Raw genomic sequence first — 15,180 nt, forward strand, 5'->3', positions numbered from 1 at the left:
AAGCTGGTTCAGGAAAAGGTGCGGTCGTTGCCGGGCTTGAGTGTGAGCCGCCGGTATCAGCGCCTGTCTTTCCCGAGAATTTCTCTTTCGACCTGATCGAGGCTGATGTGGCGCACGTCCTTGCCCTTGACCAGGTAGATGATGTATTCGCAGATGTTGCAGGCGTGATCGCCGATGCGCTCGAGGGCCCGCGCCGCCCAGATGACATTCAGCACGCGCGAAATGGTGCGCGGATCTTCCATCATGTAGGTAATCATCTGCCTCATGGTGCCTTCGTATTTCTGATCCACCTTGATGTCTTCCCGGGCGATGCGGAACGCGGCCTCGATATCGAGGCGGGCGAAGGCATCGAGCGTGTCGTGCAGCATCTGGCGTACATGTGTGCCCAGCGCCTGGATCTCGGCATAGTTGTTCTTCGGGCGTTCCTCGACGGCCAGCTGTACTGCCATGCGCGCGATCTTCTCGGCCTCGTCGCCGATGCGCTCCAGGTCGGTGATGGTCTTGATGACCGCCACGACCAGCCGCAAGTCGCTCGCGGCCGGCTGGCGGCGGGCGATAATCTGACAGCATTCCTCGTCAATGGTGACTTCCATCTTGTTGACCTGAGTGTCGTTCAGGATCACGGCCTCACCCTGGGCCACGTCACCCTTGACGAGCGCCTCGATCGCGTTCTCGATCTGCTGTTCGACGAGACCGCCCATCTTCAATACCCGTGAGCGGATGTCTTCCAGTTCGGCGTTGAACTGGCGTGAAATATGTGTGTGCATTTGTTCCATATTGCTCTCCTTAAAGTACCGTATGCCGTCCCTGGCGATACTTCATTGACTTTGTTGGACCCCAGCCCGGCCTTTCCTCGCTTCGCATCCCGTTCCGCGCGGAAAGGCCGGGCGTTCGCCGGCGTGAATGCACATTAAGTGCATTCACGAATACCCCGACTCACCCATAACGCCCGGTGATGTAATCTTCCGTCTGTTTCTTGGAAGGGTTGGTGAAGATGGTGTTGGTGTCGCCGAATTCCACCGATTCGCCCAGATACATGAAGGCCGTGAAATCCGACACGCGCGCCGCCTGTTGCATGTTGTGGGTGACGATGGTGATAGTGTAGTTCTTTTTCAGTTCGTAAATCAGTTCCTCGATCTTCAGCGTCGAGATCGGGTCGAGCGCCGAGGCCGGCTCGTCGAGCAGCATCACCTCGGGCTTGACCGCGATGGCGCGCGCGATGCACAGCCGCTGCTGCTGGCCGCCCGAGAGGCTCATGCCGCTCTGACGCAGCTTGTCCTTGACCTCGCCCCACAGCGCCGCCTGCTGCAGCGCCCATTCCACCCGATCATCCATTTCAGCGCGCGACAGTTTTTCATACAGACGCACACCGAAAGCGATATTTTCGTAGATGGACATGGGAAATGGAGTCGGTTTCTGGAACACCATCCCGATGCGTGCGCGCAGGCGGAACAGGTCGGTGCGTGGCGACAGGATATTTTCACCGTCCAACTGAACTTCGCCGGTGGCGCGCTGGCCGGGATACAGCTCGTACATGCGGTTGATCGCGCGCAGCAGCGTGGACTTGCCGCAACCCGAGGGACCAATGAACGCCGTCACCTTGTTGGTGGCGATATCCAGGGTGACGCTTTTCAGCGCCTGGAACTTCCCGTAATAGAAGTTCAGGTCGCGCACCTGGATCTTGACGGAGTTGTCGGCGGCCATCAGTGCTCCATCCGCGCTTTGCGCGACAGGGTGCGGGCCACGATGCTCAATGCCAGCACGCTCAGGGTGATGAGTAATGCCCCGGCCCACGCCAGGGTGTGCCATTCCTTGTACGGGCTCATGGCGAACTGGAAAATCACCACCGGCAGGTTGGCCATGGGTTGCATCAGATCGGTGCTCCAGAACTGATTGTTGAGTGCCGTGAACAGCAGCGGCGCGGTTTCACCGGCGATGCGTGCGATCGCCAGCAGTACCCCGGTGAGTATGCCGGACAGCGCGGCGCGGTAGGCCACCAGCGTGATCATTTTCCAGCGCGGCGCCCCGAGGGCAAGCGCGGCCTCGCGCAGCGGGTTCGGCACCAGCTTGAGCATTTCTTCCGTGGTGCGAATGACGACCGGTAACATAATAATGGCGAGCGCCAGCGCCCCGGCAAGCGCGGAGAAATGCCCCATGCGTATGACCACCAACTCATAAATGAAGAGTCCGATAATAATAGAGGGCGCGGACAGCAGAATATCGTTGAGGAAGCGAATGATGCCGGCCACGACCGAACGGCCTCCATACTCCGCCAGATATGTGCCCGCGAGAATGCCTACCGGCGTGCCGATGGCCGTGGCCAGCCCCACCATGATCAGGCTGCCGACGATGGCATTGGCCAGTCCGCCGGTGCCGCCGGGCGCGGGGGTGTCCAGCCGGAACAGGTTCCAGTCGATCGCCGTGACGCCGTAACTGAGAGTGGTCCAGATGATCCAGAACAACCAGAACAGACCGAAGACGGTCGCGAGCACCGAGCCGGAGAGGTTCACGATGTTGACGGTACGTCGCCGCAGGTAGCGCCAGTCCATTTCCGGTTCCTAGTTTTTCACGTTGTCGCGCGAATCCAGCCCCATCAACAGGAGCTTGGCGCAGGTCAGCACGATGAAAGTGATCATGAACAGCACCAACCCCAGCGCAATCAGCGAAGAGGTGTGCATGTCACCCACGGCCTCGGTAAATTCGTTTGCCAGCGTCGAGGCAATGGAATTGCCCGGCTCAAACAGTGAGGGGCTGAAGCGGTGGGTATTGCCGATGATGAAAGTCACGGCCATGGTCTCGCCGAGCGCACGCCCCAGCCCGAGAAAAATACCGCCGACCGCGCCCACGCGTGTGTACGGCAGGACCACGTTCCACACAACTTCCCAATGGGTCGCGCCCATGGCGTAGGCCGATTCCTTGAGAAATTTGGGCGTGGTGGCGAACACGTCGCGCATCAGCGCGGTGATGAAGGGGATGATCATGATCCCGAGTATGAACCCCGCCGGCAGCATGCCGATGCCGAGCGGCGCGCCCTGGAACAGCGCGCCGATCCAGGGCGTGTCGCCGAAGGTTTCCTGCAACCAGGGTTGCACGTGTTCCGACAATATGGGTGCGAACACGAACAGTCCCCACATGCCGTAAATGATGCTGGGGATGGCGGCCAGCAGTTCCACGGCCGTGCCGATGGGGCGGCGCAGCCAGTGCGGCGAGACTTCGGTGAGAAACAGCGCGATACCGAAGCTGATCGGCACGGCGATGAGCAGGGCGATCAAAGAGCTGACCAGCGTGCCGTAAATGGGTACCAGTGCACCGAATTTTTCAGTTACCGGGTTCCAATCGTCGGTGATGAGAAACGCAGGTCCGAACTCGGTCAGGGCCTGCCAGCCCCCGACAAACAGCGAAACGATGATGCCGGCCAGGATGACCAGCACCAACCAGGCCGAGCCGGTGGTCAGGGCCTGGAACGACCGGTCCATGATACGCAGCCGTCGGATAGTGGCGTCGGAAATAGGTGACTGGTCGCCGTTCATTTTGGTTTCGTATGAATGAAAAGCGGGGACCCGAAGGACCCCGCTGCCCGCAACCTTTTTTGGTCGAGGAATATTACTTCTTGACCATGGCATCGGTCCAGACAGGTTTAGCACTGCCGTCCTTGATCTCATTTTTCCATGCTTCTTGTACCAACTTCACCACGCTTGCCGGCATTGGCACATAGTCGAGTGCATCGGCCAGTTTGTCGCCATGGTGATACGCCCAATCGAAGAACTTGAGCACTTCCCGGGCAGTCTCGGGATTCTCCTGTTTCTTGTAAACCAGGATGAAGGTCGCGCCGGTAATCGGCCAACTCTTCTCGCCGGGTTGATCGGTCAGCATAAGATTGAACCCCGGTGCCTTGGCCCAATCGGCATTCGCCGCCGCGGCCTGAAACGATTCGCTGTCCGGCTTTACGAACTTGCCGGCCTGGTTCTGCAGTTGGGTGGCGGTCATCTTGTTCTGCAGGGCGTAGGCGTATTCCACGTAGCCGATCGCGCCCTTGAGGCGCTGCACGTAAGAGGCCACGCCCTCGTTGCCCTTGCCGCCCACGCCGCTGGGCCAGGATACGGAGGTATTGTTGCCGATCTTTTCCTTGAACTCAGTGCTGACCTTGGACAGGTAGTGCGTGAAGATAAAGGTGGTTCCCGAGCCGTCGGCGCGAGACACGGCGATAATTTTCTGCTCGGGCAGGTCTACGCCCGGATTGAGCTTGGCAATGGCAGGGTCGTTCCACACGGTGATTTTGCCGAGATAGATGTCGGCTACCACAGAGCCGGTGAGCTTCAATTCGCCGGACTTGATCCCGGGCAGGTTCACCACCGGCACCACGCCGCCCATGACCATGGGAAACTGGACGAGCCCGCTCTCGTTCAGTTCCTCGATCGAAAGCGGTTTGTCGGAGGCGCCGAAATCGACGGTGTTGGACTTGATCTGCTTGATGCCGCCGCCCGAGCCGATGGACTGGTAATTCATGCCGATGCCGGTTTTAGTCTTGTAGGCTTCAGCCCACTTGGCGTAGATGGGGTAGGGGAAGGTCGCGCCGGCGCCAGTGATGGTCCTGGCAGCGTGCGCAAGGGAAGTGGTCAGACCGAACGCAACGGCACCAGCAAGGGCGGCCCGTTTCAGTGATCGAGATGTTAAAAACATTGTTATATGTCTCCGTAATAAAAAATTGAATTTGCGATTAATCGGGGCGCATGATGCTCCCGTTGTGTGACAGTTGTATGACAACCGTATAAGCCGGTTGCAGCGCCATATTCAAGTGGTGGCGCCATTTTGTAGTAACCGGAGGGCGAAAATCAGCCGCGGGACAGGCCCCCCGCCCCTGGACAACATTCGCTATAACTTGGGATGCCCGGTTTGCGTTCGTACCAGGCGCTGCTGCGGTTGACGATTTTCACCACCGAGAGCATTACCGGCACCTCGATCAAAACGCCGACGACGGTGGCGAGCGCCGCGCCCGATTCGAAGCCGAACAGGCCGATGGCGGCGGCCACGGCAAGTTCGAAAAAGTTGCTGGCGCCGATCAGGGCCGAAGGGCCGGCGACGCAGTGTGCGACTTTGAACCTGCGGTTGAGCAGGTAGGCAAGACCGGAATTGAAATACACCTGGATCAGAATCGGTACCGCCAGTAACGCGATAATCAATGGCGCACGAAGGATTTGTTCGCCCTGAAAACCAAAGAGTAAAACGAGTGTGGTGAGCAGCGCGAGGAGCGAGACCGGATGCAGTCGGCGCAGGGTGCGCTGCAATGTGTCATCTCCGCGCCGCAGCAAGTGACCGCGCCATAGCTGGCTGAGTATTACCGGTATGGCAATGTATAACGCTACCGACAACAACAGCGTGCCCCAGGGTACGGTGATGGCAGACAAGCCCAGCAGCAGGCCCACAATCGGGGCGAAAGCGATGATCATGATAGTGTCGTTGAGCGCGACCTGTGTAAGCGTGAAGTTGGCATGTCCGCGGCTCAAGTGGCTCCAGACGAACACCATCGCCGTGCAAGGCGCGGCGGCCAGCAGGATCAACCCCGCGACATAGGAATCGATCTGATCGGCCGGCAGCCAGTCGGCGAACGCGTGGCGGATGAACACCCAGGCGAGCAGCGCCATCGAGAACGGCTTGACGCCCCAGTTGATGAACAGCGTCACGCCCGCGCCCTTCCAGTGACGGCGAACCTGCTGCAGCGCGCCGAAATCGACCTTGAGCAGCATCGGGATGATCATGAGCCAGATGAGCAGCGCCACCGGCAGGTTGACGCGCGACAGTTCGAGACGGCCGACCGCCTGGAACAGCCACGGGAACAGATGGCCCAGCAAAATGCCGACGCCGATGCACAGGAATACCCACAACGTGAGATAACGCTCGAACAGCCCCATGGGGTTTCCCGCGGCATGTTTTGCGGTGGCTTCGCATTGCGCGCTCATGCTTTCTCCTGGTTGTCGCTGCGCGCCATCATTTTCAGTCCGCCGATCATGCCTTCGACGCGGTTTTTAATTTCATCGCGTGTGGCGCGAAATTTCGCCATGATCTCGTCTTCCGTGCCGGTGGCCTTGGCCGGGTCTTCCAGCGGCCAGTGTTTTTTCTGCACGCCGGCCGGGAGTACCGGGCAGTGCTCGTCGGCGTGGCCGCAAACGGTGACAACGAGGTCGGCCTGCGCCAGCATTTCCGGCGTCACGCGCGTGGATTCCTGATGCGAGATATCCACGCCGGCCTCGCGCATGACCGCGATGGCGCGTGGGTTCTTGCCATGCGCCTCGATGCCGGCGGATGTCGCTTCCAACCATTCGCTTCCCAGATGGTTCGCCCAGCCTTCGGCCATCTGCGAACGGCAGGAGTTGCCGGTACAGAGGAACAGAACTTTTACTTTGCGTTTGTACATGTAATCCCCATGATTGACATTACTTCAACCGGTAACCGGCATGACAGGCGACACACTGCTGCGTCACGTCCGACAGCGCCTGTAACGCCGGATGCAAATCGCGGCGCACGCCCGCTTCTTCGGCCACGCGCGCGAAACGGCTGGCGGCGCGGTGCATCGCGGTGCCGATGTCCTGCATCGGCTTCGGCATGTAGGGCGCCATGTGCCCGGCGCCGTGCGACTCGAGCGAACTCATGCCGATCCGCCGCTCGGCGATCTGCGCCGCGCGTCCGGCCTCGTCGCGTGCCAGCGCGGCCTGGATCTCGTGCAGCGCCGCGAGATGGTCGCGCATGTTCGACAGCATGTGCGCGCGCATCGGTGGCGGCAGCTCCACCGATGCGCGCGTGTCCGGCACGGCCAAAGCGACGGGTCCGATGAACAGGGTGGCAAGCGCCATGGCGTTGATGAATATTTTCATGTGGCCGCGTCTCCTGGTTTCACAGATCGAAGTCTCCATCGTAGGGTTTGTCTCCCATCACCACCGGCAATGTCAGATTGTTGCCCCAGTCGCCCCAGCCGCCGTTGTATACGCGCACGTCGCGGTAGCCGAGGTGTTTCAGTTGCAGCCAGGCGAGCGTGGAGCGGAAGCCGTCGTGGCAATAGACGTACGCGGTCCGGTCCCGAGGAATATCGCGGTACAGCACGGCGAGCTCGTCGCGCGGTTTCCAGACCTGGGTCTGGCCATCCACGCCCTCGAGGCTCACGATATTGATCGCCCCGGGGATATGCCCGCCCTGGACTGCATGCTGCACCACCGTGCCGGTGTACATGTCGCGCGGGCGCGCGTCGAGCAGCGTGATGCCGGGTTCGCGCCGCGCCACCACGTCGCTGTAGACGTCGGTCCATTCGACTGCCATTTTGCGGTTGGCTGGCTTGAGCGCGACATGGCCGCGCGGGCGCTGCATGGATTCTTTCGACAGCTCGTTGAACGCGGTCCAGCCGAGGGTGCCGCCGTTGAGGATTTTCACGCGCTGCATGTCGAAGCCGTACAACTCGAGCAGATAATAGAGCCGTGAGGCGAGAGCGGTCATTGAGTCGTCGTAGATCACGATGGTCGAGTCGTTGTTGACGCCCCAGGCGCGCAGCGTCGCCTGGAACGCCTCGCGCGCGGGGAAGCGCATGGTCGGATGCGCGAAGTTGTCGCCCAGATCCTTGAAGCGCTGTACCTGCAGTGCGCCCGGAATGTGTCCCACGGTGTAGTAACGGTGCGGGTGGTAACGCACTTCCAGCACCACGAGTTTCGGATCCTGAATGTGCTGTTCCAGCCATTCTGCGTTTACCAGGAAATCCGCCGCCCGAACGCCGACCGGCGCCAGCAGGCACAGCAGCGCGACGATCAGAAATACATTTGTTTGGAATGCTGTTTTCATGCGCCCTCCGGGCAGTTGGTCGCCGCCTGTGTCCAGGCCGCGAGATTGGTCAGATTATCCGGCACCACCACGACCGGCGCGAAACCGCCGCCGGGGGTGCGGAAGTTCGTGGTCTGGCCCTGGTACAGGCGCGCGGCGAGCGCCTGGATCGCGCCGTCGTAGACATAGGCGCGTATGTCGAGCTTGAGGTCCTGTGTGCCGCCGTCGACATGCAGTGCGCGTTCGCTTGGCGGCACGGTTTCCTGGGCCACGTAGTCGGCGCCGAGGATCTCCGACCACACGCGCCGGGTGAGCTTGTCGCCGCGGTAGGCGGCCTTGCTGCCGTAGCCCGCCGCCGGCTTGAAGAAATAGCGCCGGCGCTCGGCCCACAGCGTCTCGGCGTGCGCAGCGTCCACGGCCACGGTCCGGGGCACGCCGCGCGTCAGGGTGTCGATGGTCGTCGCGGGCAGATCGAGCGCGCGCAGGAAATCCGGGTCTGAAAGAGAAACCAGATTACGTTTGTCGGCGTACAGCGCGTGCGCGCGCGGGTGCGGCGTCAGCACCACCGCGCCGGCCTCGTAGGCCGCGCGCAGGGCGGCATGTTCCGGCGCCGCGAGATAGAAATCCGTCAGGCGGTTATAGACCAGGTCGATGCGTTGCTCGCCGTGCCACAGCGCGCCGTCGCGCCAGACCAGTTCACGCGCATCCGCGATCGCGGCCTCGAGATGATGGCGCTCGAACAGGGCGCGGAACAGCAGGAACTCCGGGTACAGGTATTGCTCCGCGGGTGCGTCGTCCACGATGGCGATGCGCGTGAGCGTTTGTTCGCCGCGGCTGCGACGCCACTCGGCGTGGAACATTTCGAAGATATTGTTCTCGATCTGCCCGGTATCCCCGGACGAAGCCAGGAACGGTTCGGCCTCGATGCAGCAGGCACGCTGGGCCCGCGCCAGCGCGGCTACGAGCAGCGCCCCGCCGGCATTGGTGTTGATCTCGATCAGCCGCGGCCCGCCGGGGTCGAGATGGAAATCGTAACCCAGGAACACGCCACGCGGGCCGGGATCGAGGCGCGCGATGTCAGGAGCGCGCGCCAACGCGCGTTCCCGGTACCCGGGCAGGCGCACGACGGATTCGACGGCCTGAATGATCGCGGCCATGGCGCGTGCCTGCGCGGCCGACATGAATACCGGCGTGGCCGAGAACGCGTGCGGACGTTCGCTCCAGGGCGGTTGCGCCAGCGCCGCCGCTTCCGGAGCCAGCCCCAGTGCCTGCGCCAGGCGCGGGGCATCGAGCGTGCGGCACAGGCAGTCGCGGTTGAGTTGCGCGGCCAGATCGGGCGCGGTACCGCTGTTTATCTTTATGACCGACGTTGTTTTCGATATGTCATTCATGGCCTGCTCCCGGCGGCGCGCCGGATGGTGCCGCGGATCGTCGTGCCGGCGGCGAGCGTGTTGTACACGGTGCCGTACTTCATTACGTTCTGGTGCAGTAGCGCGAGGCGCGCGTCGCTCTCGTCGGTGTCCACGGTGAGCGTGTACTCGATGCTCGCCATTTTAGGCGGTGCGTCCTGGCGCAGACCGCGCAACGTGACTTCGACGCCGCGCAGCCGGAAGTGCAGCATCGGCGCCACGCGCTCGATGCCCTTGATCATGCATCCGGCGAGCGCGGCCAGCAGCAACTCGGCCGGGTTGAACGCGTCCATGCGCCCATTGACGTCGGTATCGAGCAACAGCTCCGCCTCCTTGCAGGAGGCGAGGCTGCCGTGTGCGTCCAATCGTTCAGCGTTGACACCGTATTCGAGCATCGGCTTGTCGGTCACGATGGCCCGCCTCCGAGCCAGCCCTCGACCTTTTGGCGGTCCGGCACGCCGCCGGCGTGTACGACCTTGCCGTCGATCACCACACCGGGCGTGGCCATGACGCCGTAGGCCATGATATCGGCGATGTTCTCGATCTTTTCGACCGCGACCACCACGCCCTTGGCATGCGCCGCTTCTTCGATGAGCTTCACGGTAGCCTTGCAGTTGGCGCAGCCGGTACCAAGCACTTTCACGTTTTTCATACGACACCTCTCAATGCGTTGAACAGCAGGCCTACGACCACGAAGGCCGTGGCCAGATAACCCGCGAACACCCCGAGCAACGGCCATTTCGCGACCTTGCGCAGGATCACCATTTCCGGCAGCGACAGCGCCGTCACCGCCATCATGAAGGCCAGCACGGTGCCGAGCGGTACGCCCTTTTGCAGCAGCACTTCAGCGATCGGGATAATGCCGACCGCGTCGGAATAGAGCGGTACCCCGACTGCCACCGCGCCGATGACCGACAGCAATCCGCCGTCACCGGCGATGCGCGCCACGAAATCCTGCGGCACGTAACCGTGAATCAGGGCACCGACGCCGACGCCGATCAGCACGTACTTCCAGATGCGGCCGACGATCTCGCGCACCTGTGCCAAGGCGTATTCATGCCGGCCCTTGAGCGAGACGTCGGGCGCTGCGCGTTGCGCCTCGCCCACGTGGATTTTCCAGACATATTCCTCGACCCAGCGTTCGGGGCGAAAGCGCTCGATTACGAAGCCGCCGACGAAGGCCACCGTCAGGCCGGTGGCGACGTAGATGGCGGTCGTCTGCCAGCCGATCACCGAGGCCAGCACCACGATCGCGACCTCGTTGATCATCGGGCTCGCGATCAGGAACGACAGCGTCACGCCGAGCGGAATGCCGGCCTCGACGAAGCCGATGAACAGCGGAATCGAGGAACAGGAACAGAATGGCGTCACCGCCCCGAGACCGACCGCCATGAAACGCGCCGAGACATTCGAGCGCGCCCGGATGAATTCGCGTACCCGCTCGGGCGCCAGCATGGCGCGCAACAGGCCCATGACGTAGATCACCAGCGTCAGCAGTACCAGGATCTTGGTCACGTCCATGACGAAGAAATGCAGCGCCGCGCCGAGGGCCGTGCCCTGCATACCGGCGAGGTCGTAGATGATCCAGTTAGCAAGAGCATCGAACATGATCGCTCCGGTCGAATCAGTGTTGACTGCTGATCGTCAAGCGCAACAACGCACCGGCGGCCGTGTCGGCGCGCCGCGCAGACGCTTGCGGTCCTGCGCGAAGGGTTTGGCGGCGGCGTTGGCGCGCACCGCGGTGTCGAGTATTTCGCGTGCCCAGGACGGCAAATCAGGATTGATACGATAGTGAATCCACAACCCCTCGCGCCGGTCGCTGACGATCCCGACTTCGCGCAGCATGGCGAGATGGCGCGAGATCTTGGGCTGGGATTCATCAAGGGCGTGGGTAAGTTCGCACACGCACAGCTCGCCTTCCGCGGACAGCAGCAGCAGGCAGCGCAGGCGCGTCGGGTCGGCGAGGGCAGGGAAGAAGTTTTCGGCGGTCAACATAAATATAAATATATGCTTGAACATATATATGTTCAAGCATATATATTAAACGCACGCTTTCCCCAGTTAAACACGAGAAAAAGCACCGTTTCGCGGCTACCTAAGTACACCGGTGCGGCCGGCCGATGCCGGCTGGAACCGGCTGCTAACGCGCGTCGCCCGCAGTTTCAGGTGAGAAACGCGCCGTTACGATGCGCAGTACAACGAGCGCCACGATGACGCCGAGACCGAGCAACACCTTCTCGGGCGCGTATTCACGGAACCACAGGCCCATGAGCTCGCCGATCAGCACCACCAACGCGGTATCGAGGATAAAGGTGACACGTACCCGGCCCAGCGTCAGGTAAGCCTGAAGTGTACGAATGACCTCAAGCAATGCCAACATGATAAGGGAATTGATGATCGTGTGTTCCGCGAGATCGGTCCAGCTGCTTTCCGGAATAGTCATGAAGGCCATCAACATGTTGAGAATCCCCGCGATCATCCACAGACACAACACGGCAATCAGTAATCCCGTTACGGCACGGATCGCGCGGGAATAGAAATCGCTTGTCAGGAAACGCCAGGCATAGTGCCTCGAAGAAATCATGGACATGATGTGATCCGGTTTTGTGGTATGTCAGAAGCGAGATGATCGGCCTCCTGGATGAAGCCCAGATGACACGGGGATGAACAAATAGTTAAATGCGTACCGTCCGTGATGCCGGGAATACGCAGCGAAAGGTGCTACCGCGGCCGACATCGCTTTCAATTTCCAGGCTGGCGTCGTGGCGCAGCAGCACATGCTTGACGATTGAAAGTCCGAGACCGGTGCCTCCCGAGGCGCGCGAGCGCGCCGTGTCAACGCGGTAAAAACGTTCCGTCAGGTGGGGGATATGCATTAGCTCAATGCCCTCGCCGGTATCGGTCACGGCAAACTCGGCGCCAGCACCGGTTGTGCGCCAAGCCAATCGGATAGCGCCCTTCGCCGGGGTGTAGCGCACGGCGTTGTTGATCAAATTGGAAAACGCGCTGAGCAACTCCTCGCGGCTGCCGAGCAGCCGCAGCGCACGGTCCGCATCGAGCGTGATCGCATGATGTTGCTCACCGCTCAGAAGCTGGGCCTGTTGCTTGAGGTTTTCCAGCAGCTGGGCCACATCCACGGATTCATCCTTGGTGCGCGGTGGGGCAGTTTCCAGCCGCGACAAGGTCAGCAGATCGTCCACCAGGCGCTGCATACGGACGGATTGTTCATGCATGGTGTCGAGGTGTTTCCTCAAATCCGCCATGTCTATTTTGTCCATATGTTGCAGTGTTTCGACATAGCCGCCGAGCACGGTCAGCGGCGTACGCAACTCGTGCGACACGTTGGCGACGAAGTGCCGGCGCATCTGCTCGAGATTGGCGAGGTGCGTGACATCGCGCCCAACCACAAGCTTTTGGCTGCTGCCGAAGGGTGTGATCTGGATGGAAACATGAAGCCCGCTGTTTTCCGGGGAAACGATTTCAAACAGTTCGGCATAATCACCGCGCTGCAGGTATTGCGCAAAATCCGGATCGCGCAGCAGGTTAAAAAGTCGTACGCCGATATCGCGCGGGTAGCGGATGCCGAGCAGGTTCTCAGCGGAAGTATTGGCCCATTCGATATCATCCTGCTGTGACAGCACTACCACGGCATCGGGCATGGCCGAGGCCGCTTTCTGGAACCGGGTCAGCATGCCGCTGAGTTGGTCCTGCCGACGTGAGGTTTGTTTGACGAGTTTGCGTATCTCGTCGAATACCTCTCCCCACATCCCTCCGGCATCGGGGATTTCATCCGCGCGGCGATCCTGCAGCCAACGATGCAAGCTGCGCAAATAGCGTAGCGTCCAGGCAATGTAAAAACCGAATCCAATGGCGGCAATCAGGAAAGCGCGCCCGGTCAACGCGCCGACAAAAAGGCTTGTAACGGCGATGCCAACCAGTATCCAGATTTCGCGCCACAGGCCGGGATGCATGGGGTCAGTTTTCCGTGGACAGTCGGTAGCCGGAGCCCCGTACCGTCTGGATCAGGCGGTCGTGTCCGGTCGCGGTAAGGATTTTGCGCAGGCGTCGTATATGCACATCCACCGTTCGCTCTTCCACGTAGACGGTGTTGCCCCATACGCCATCGAGCAGGCGTTCGCGCGCGTGCACTCTCTCGGGATGGGTCATGAAAAAATGCAGCAGGCGGAATTCTGTCGGGCCCAGCTCCAGATCGTGCCCGTGCGCCCTGACTCGATGCGTGGATGGATCCAGTGACAGTCCGCTTATTTCTACGGGTAATTCGACTGCGTGAGGCGTGGTGCGCCGCAACAGCGCCCGAATCCGGGAGAGCAGTTCGCGGGTGGAAAAGGGTTTGGTGATGAAATCATCCGCCCCGCTGTCGAGCCCCTTCACCTTGTCTTCCTCTTCCGTGCGGGCCGTCAGCATGATAACGGGAATATCCTGTGTGAGTTTCTCGCGCCGCAGACGGTGCGCATATTCTACACCGCTGATTTTTGGCAGCATCCAGTCGAGCAGGATCAGATCAGGTTTGTCCGCGATGATGCGTATCTGGGCTTCGGTGGCATCGGCGGCTTGGAGGCAGACGAAGTTGGCCTGCGCCAGCGCGAGACATACCATCTGCCGGATCGCGGATTCGTCGTCAACGATGAGGATTTTTGCCCGCATGTTTTCAGTGTCCGGGCGCATGACCCTTTGAATTAGCGCTATTTCATACCATAAATATTGCATTTTGGTTACCATTACCGGCTTGGTGCCTGGTCCGACCGTAAAATCCGGGCAGGCTGTGTCACACAAGGCAGGAAAAGCATGAGCCAGAAAACCGTCAGACCGACCGATATCAAGTTGCACCAGAAATCGCGCCTTCTCGAAGTGGCGTTCGATGATGACAGCCATTTCAAGTTTCCCTGTGAATATCTTAGGGTGTATTCGCCTTCTGCCGAGGTCCGCGGCCATTCACCGGGGCAGGAAGTACTCCAGGTCGGCAAGGAGAATGTGAACATCACTCAAATTGAGCCGGTGGGCACTTATGCCATCTGCCTGTATTTCGACGATGGCCACAGCACCGGTATTTACTCCTGGGACTGGCTGCACGATTTGGGGGTGAACCAGGAAAAGTTGTGGAAGCAGTATCTGGAGCGTCTTGCCAAGGCTGGCCATCAGCGCAAGCCTGCCAAAACGGCGGAGTAATTTTTCATGCCGCAACCCAGCCATCACGAACGCAAGACGCATTTTGGCTTCCGCGAAGTCCCGGAATCCGAGAAAGACGGTCTTGTCGCTGGCGTGTTCCATTCGGTCGCCAACAAATACGACCTGATGAACGATCTCATGTCGCTGGGCGTCCACCGCTTATGGAAGCAGTATGCGGTGGAGGCGAGCGGCGTACGCGCTGGCATGCGTGTGCTCGATGTCGCCGGTGGGACCGGTGACCTGGCGGCAAAATTCGCTCTGCGGGTCGGCTGGCGCGGACAGGTGGTGCTCGCCGATATCAACTATTCCATGTTGGAAATTGGTCGCGGACGTCTGGCGGACGAGGGATACGCGGGCAATGTCGCCTTCGTGCAGGCGAATGCCGAGAACCTGCCGTTTCCGGAAGATCATTTTGACCGTGTGAGCATCGCTTTCGGGTTGCGCAACGTGACGCACATCGATCGCGCCTTGGCATCCATGTTCCGGATTTTGAAGCCGGGCGGGGCATTACTGGTGTTGGAATTTTCCCGCCCTGTCGCACCGGGTTTAAGCCGCCTTTACGATGCCTATTCTTTTAATGTCCTGCCGTGGCTGGGGCGCGTGGTGGCGCACGATGAAGGCAGTTATCGCTATCTTGCTGAATCGATCCGCAAGCATCCCGATCAGGAAACACTGAAGACCATGATGGAGCGAGCCGGGTTCGAACGCGTGCAATATTTCAATTTGACTGGCGGCATCGTCGCCCTGCATAAAGCTTATAAGTACTGAACCGGGTTTTTCTCGC

19 protein-coding genes are annotated in these 15,180 nt (G+C 60.7%); 2 read left to right on the forward strand and 17 right to left on the reverse strand.

Features of this window, described 5'->3' with window-relative positions:
- Positions 1-56: 56 nt before the first annotated feature.
- The 17 genes from phoU to phoB all read right to left on the reverse strand — a co-directional run bounded on the left by phoU (position 57) and on the right by phoB (position 13,874).
- Positions 57-776, reverse strand: a complete 720-nt coding sequence (gene phoU / locus NUV55_RS06025; protein ID WP_296671254.1) for a phosphate signaling complex protein PhoU — start codon at positions 774-776, stop codon at positions 57-59.
- Between the two features lie 160 nt (positions 777-936).
- Complete coding sequence (gene pstB / locus NUV55_RS06030) at positions 937-1,704, reverse strand: phosphate ABC transporter ATP-binding protein PstB (protein ID WP_296671255.1); 768 nt, start codon at positions 1,702-1,704, stop codon at positions 937-939.
- Entirely contained in the window at positions 1,704-2,549 is an 846-nt protein-coding gene (pstA, locus tag NUV55_RS06035) for a phosphate ABC transporter permease PstA (RefSeq protein ID WP_296671256.1), read from the reverse strand. Before pstA ends, pstB begins: the two co-directional genes overlap by 1 nt.
- Before the next feature lie 9 nt (positions 2,550-2,558).
- Positions 2,559-3,530: a phosphate ABC transporter permease subunit PstC gene (pstC, locus tag NUV55_RS06040; protein WP_296671257.1), complete on the reverse strand. Its 972-nt coding sequence runs from the start codon at positions 3,528-3,530 to the stop codon at positions 2,559-2,561.
- Positions 3,531-3,603: 73 nt separating this feature from the next.
- A complete protein-coding gene (pstS, locus tag NUV55_RS06045; protein WP_296671258.1) occupies positions 3,604-4,680 on the reverse strand; it encodes a phosphate ABC transporter substrate-binding protein PstS in 1,077 nt (358 codons plus the stop codon).
- A 152-nt stretch (positions 4,681-4,832) separates the two neighbouring features.
- Entirely contained in the window at positions 4,833-5,909 is a 1,077-nt protein-coding gene (arsB, locus tag NUV55_RS06050; RefSeq protein ID WP_367280362.1) for an ACR3 family arsenite efflux transporter, read from the reverse strand.
- Between the two features lie 44 nt (positions 5,910-5,953).
- A complete protein-coding gene (gene arsC / locus NUV55_RS06055) occupies positions 5,954-6,412 on the reverse strand; it encodes an arsenate reductase (thioredoxin) (protein WP_296671261.1) in 459 nt (152 codons plus the stop codon).
- A 19-nt stretch (positions 6,413-6,431) separates the two neighbouring features.
- Positions 6,432-6,869 (reverse strand): hypothetical protein, encoded by a 438-nt coding sequence (locus NUV55_RS06060; RefSeq protein ID WP_296671263.1) that lies wholly within the window; start codon positions 6,867-6,869, stop codon positions 6,432-6,434.
- A 19-nt stretch (positions 6,870-6,888) separates the two neighbouring features.
- Positions 6,889-7,821: a sulfurtransferase gene (locus tag NUV55_RS06065; RefSeq protein ID WP_296671264.1), complete on the reverse strand. Its 933-nt coding sequence runs from the start codon at positions 7,819-7,821 to the stop codon at positions 6,889-6,891.
- Positions 7,818-9,191, reverse strand: coding sequence for a hypothetical protein (locus NUV55_RS06070; protein WP_296671266.1), 1,374 nt, complete (start codon positions 9,189-9,191; stop codon positions 7,818-7,820). The genes NUV55_RS06065 and NUV55_RS06070 overlap by 4 nt, the downstream gene beginning before the upstream one ends.
- Positions 9,188-9,604, reverse strand: coding sequence for an OsmC family protein (locus tag NUV55_RS06075; protein ID WP_367280363.1), 417 nt, complete (start codon positions 9,602-9,604; stop codon positions 9,188-9,190). Before NUV55_RS06075 ends, NUV55_RS06070 begins: the two co-directional genes overlap by 4 nt.
- Before the next feature lie 11 nt (positions 9,605-9,615).
- Positions 9,616-9,861: a thioredoxin family protein gene (locus tag NUV55_RS06080; RefSeq protein WP_296671269.1), complete on the reverse strand. Its 246-nt coding sequence runs from the start codon at positions 9,859-9,861 to the stop codon at positions 9,616-9,618.
- Positions 9,858-10,817 (reverse strand): permease, encoded by a 960-nt coding sequence (locus NUV55_RS06085; RefSeq protein WP_296671271.1) that lies wholly within the window; start codon positions 10,815-10,817, stop codon positions 9,858-9,860. The genes NUV55_RS06080 and NUV55_RS06085 overlap by 4 nt, the downstream gene beginning before the upstream one ends.
- A gap of 36 nt (positions 10,818-10,853) precedes the next feature.
- On the reverse strand, positions 10,854-11,204 hold the full coding sequence (locus NUV55_RS06090; protein ID WP_296671272.1) for a metalloregulator ArsR/SmtB family transcription factor: 351 nt from the start codon (positions 11,202-11,204) through the stop codon (positions 10,854-10,856).
- A 145-nt stretch (positions 11,205-11,349) separates the two neighbouring features.
- Positions 11,350-11,799 (reverse strand): phosphate-starvation-inducible PsiE family protein, encoded by a 450-nt coding sequence (locus NUV55_RS06095; RefSeq protein WP_296671274.1) that lies wholly within the window; start codon positions 11,797-11,799, stop codon positions 11,350-11,352.
- Positions 11,800-11,884: 85 nt separating this feature from the next.
- Positions 11,885-13,180, reverse strand: a complete 1,296-nt coding sequence (phoR, locus tag NUV55_RS06100) for a phosphate regulon sensor histidine kinase PhoR (protein ID WP_296671276.1) — start codon at positions 13,178-13,180, stop codon at positions 11,885-11,887.
- A gap of 4 nt (positions 13,181-13,184) precedes the next feature.
- The gene (gene phoB, locus NUV55_RS06105) at positions 13,185-13,874 is read right to left on the reverse strand and encodes a phosphate regulon transcriptional regulator PhoB (RefSeq protein WP_296671301.1); all 690 of its coding nucleotides are present in this window, start codon (positions 13,872-13,874) and stop codon (positions 13,185-13,187) included.
- Positions 13,875-14,015: 141 nt separating this feature from the next.
- Between phoB and NUV55_RS06110 the strand changes: the two genes are divergently transcribed.
- Entirely contained in the window at positions 14,016-14,396 is a 381-nt protein-coding gene (locus NUV55_RS06110) for a DUF971 domain-containing protein (RefSeq protein WP_296671277.1), read from the forward strand.
- 6 nt (positions 14,397-14,402) lie between these two features.
- Positions 14,403-15,164 (forward strand): bifunctional demethylmenaquinone methyltransferase/2-methoxy-6-polyprenyl-1,4-benzoquinol methylase UbiE, encoded by a 762-nt coding sequence (ubiE, locus tag NUV55_RS06115; RefSeq protein ID WP_296671279.1) that lies wholly within the window; start codon positions 14,403-14,405, stop codon positions 15,162-15,164.
- Positions 15,165-15,180 lie beyond the last annotated feature (16 nt).

Source organism: Sulfuricaulis sp. (assembly GCF_024653915.1).
Taxonomy (GTDB): Bacteria; Pseudomonadota; Gammaproteobacteria; order Acidiferrobacterales; family Sulfurifustaceae; genus Sulfuricaulis.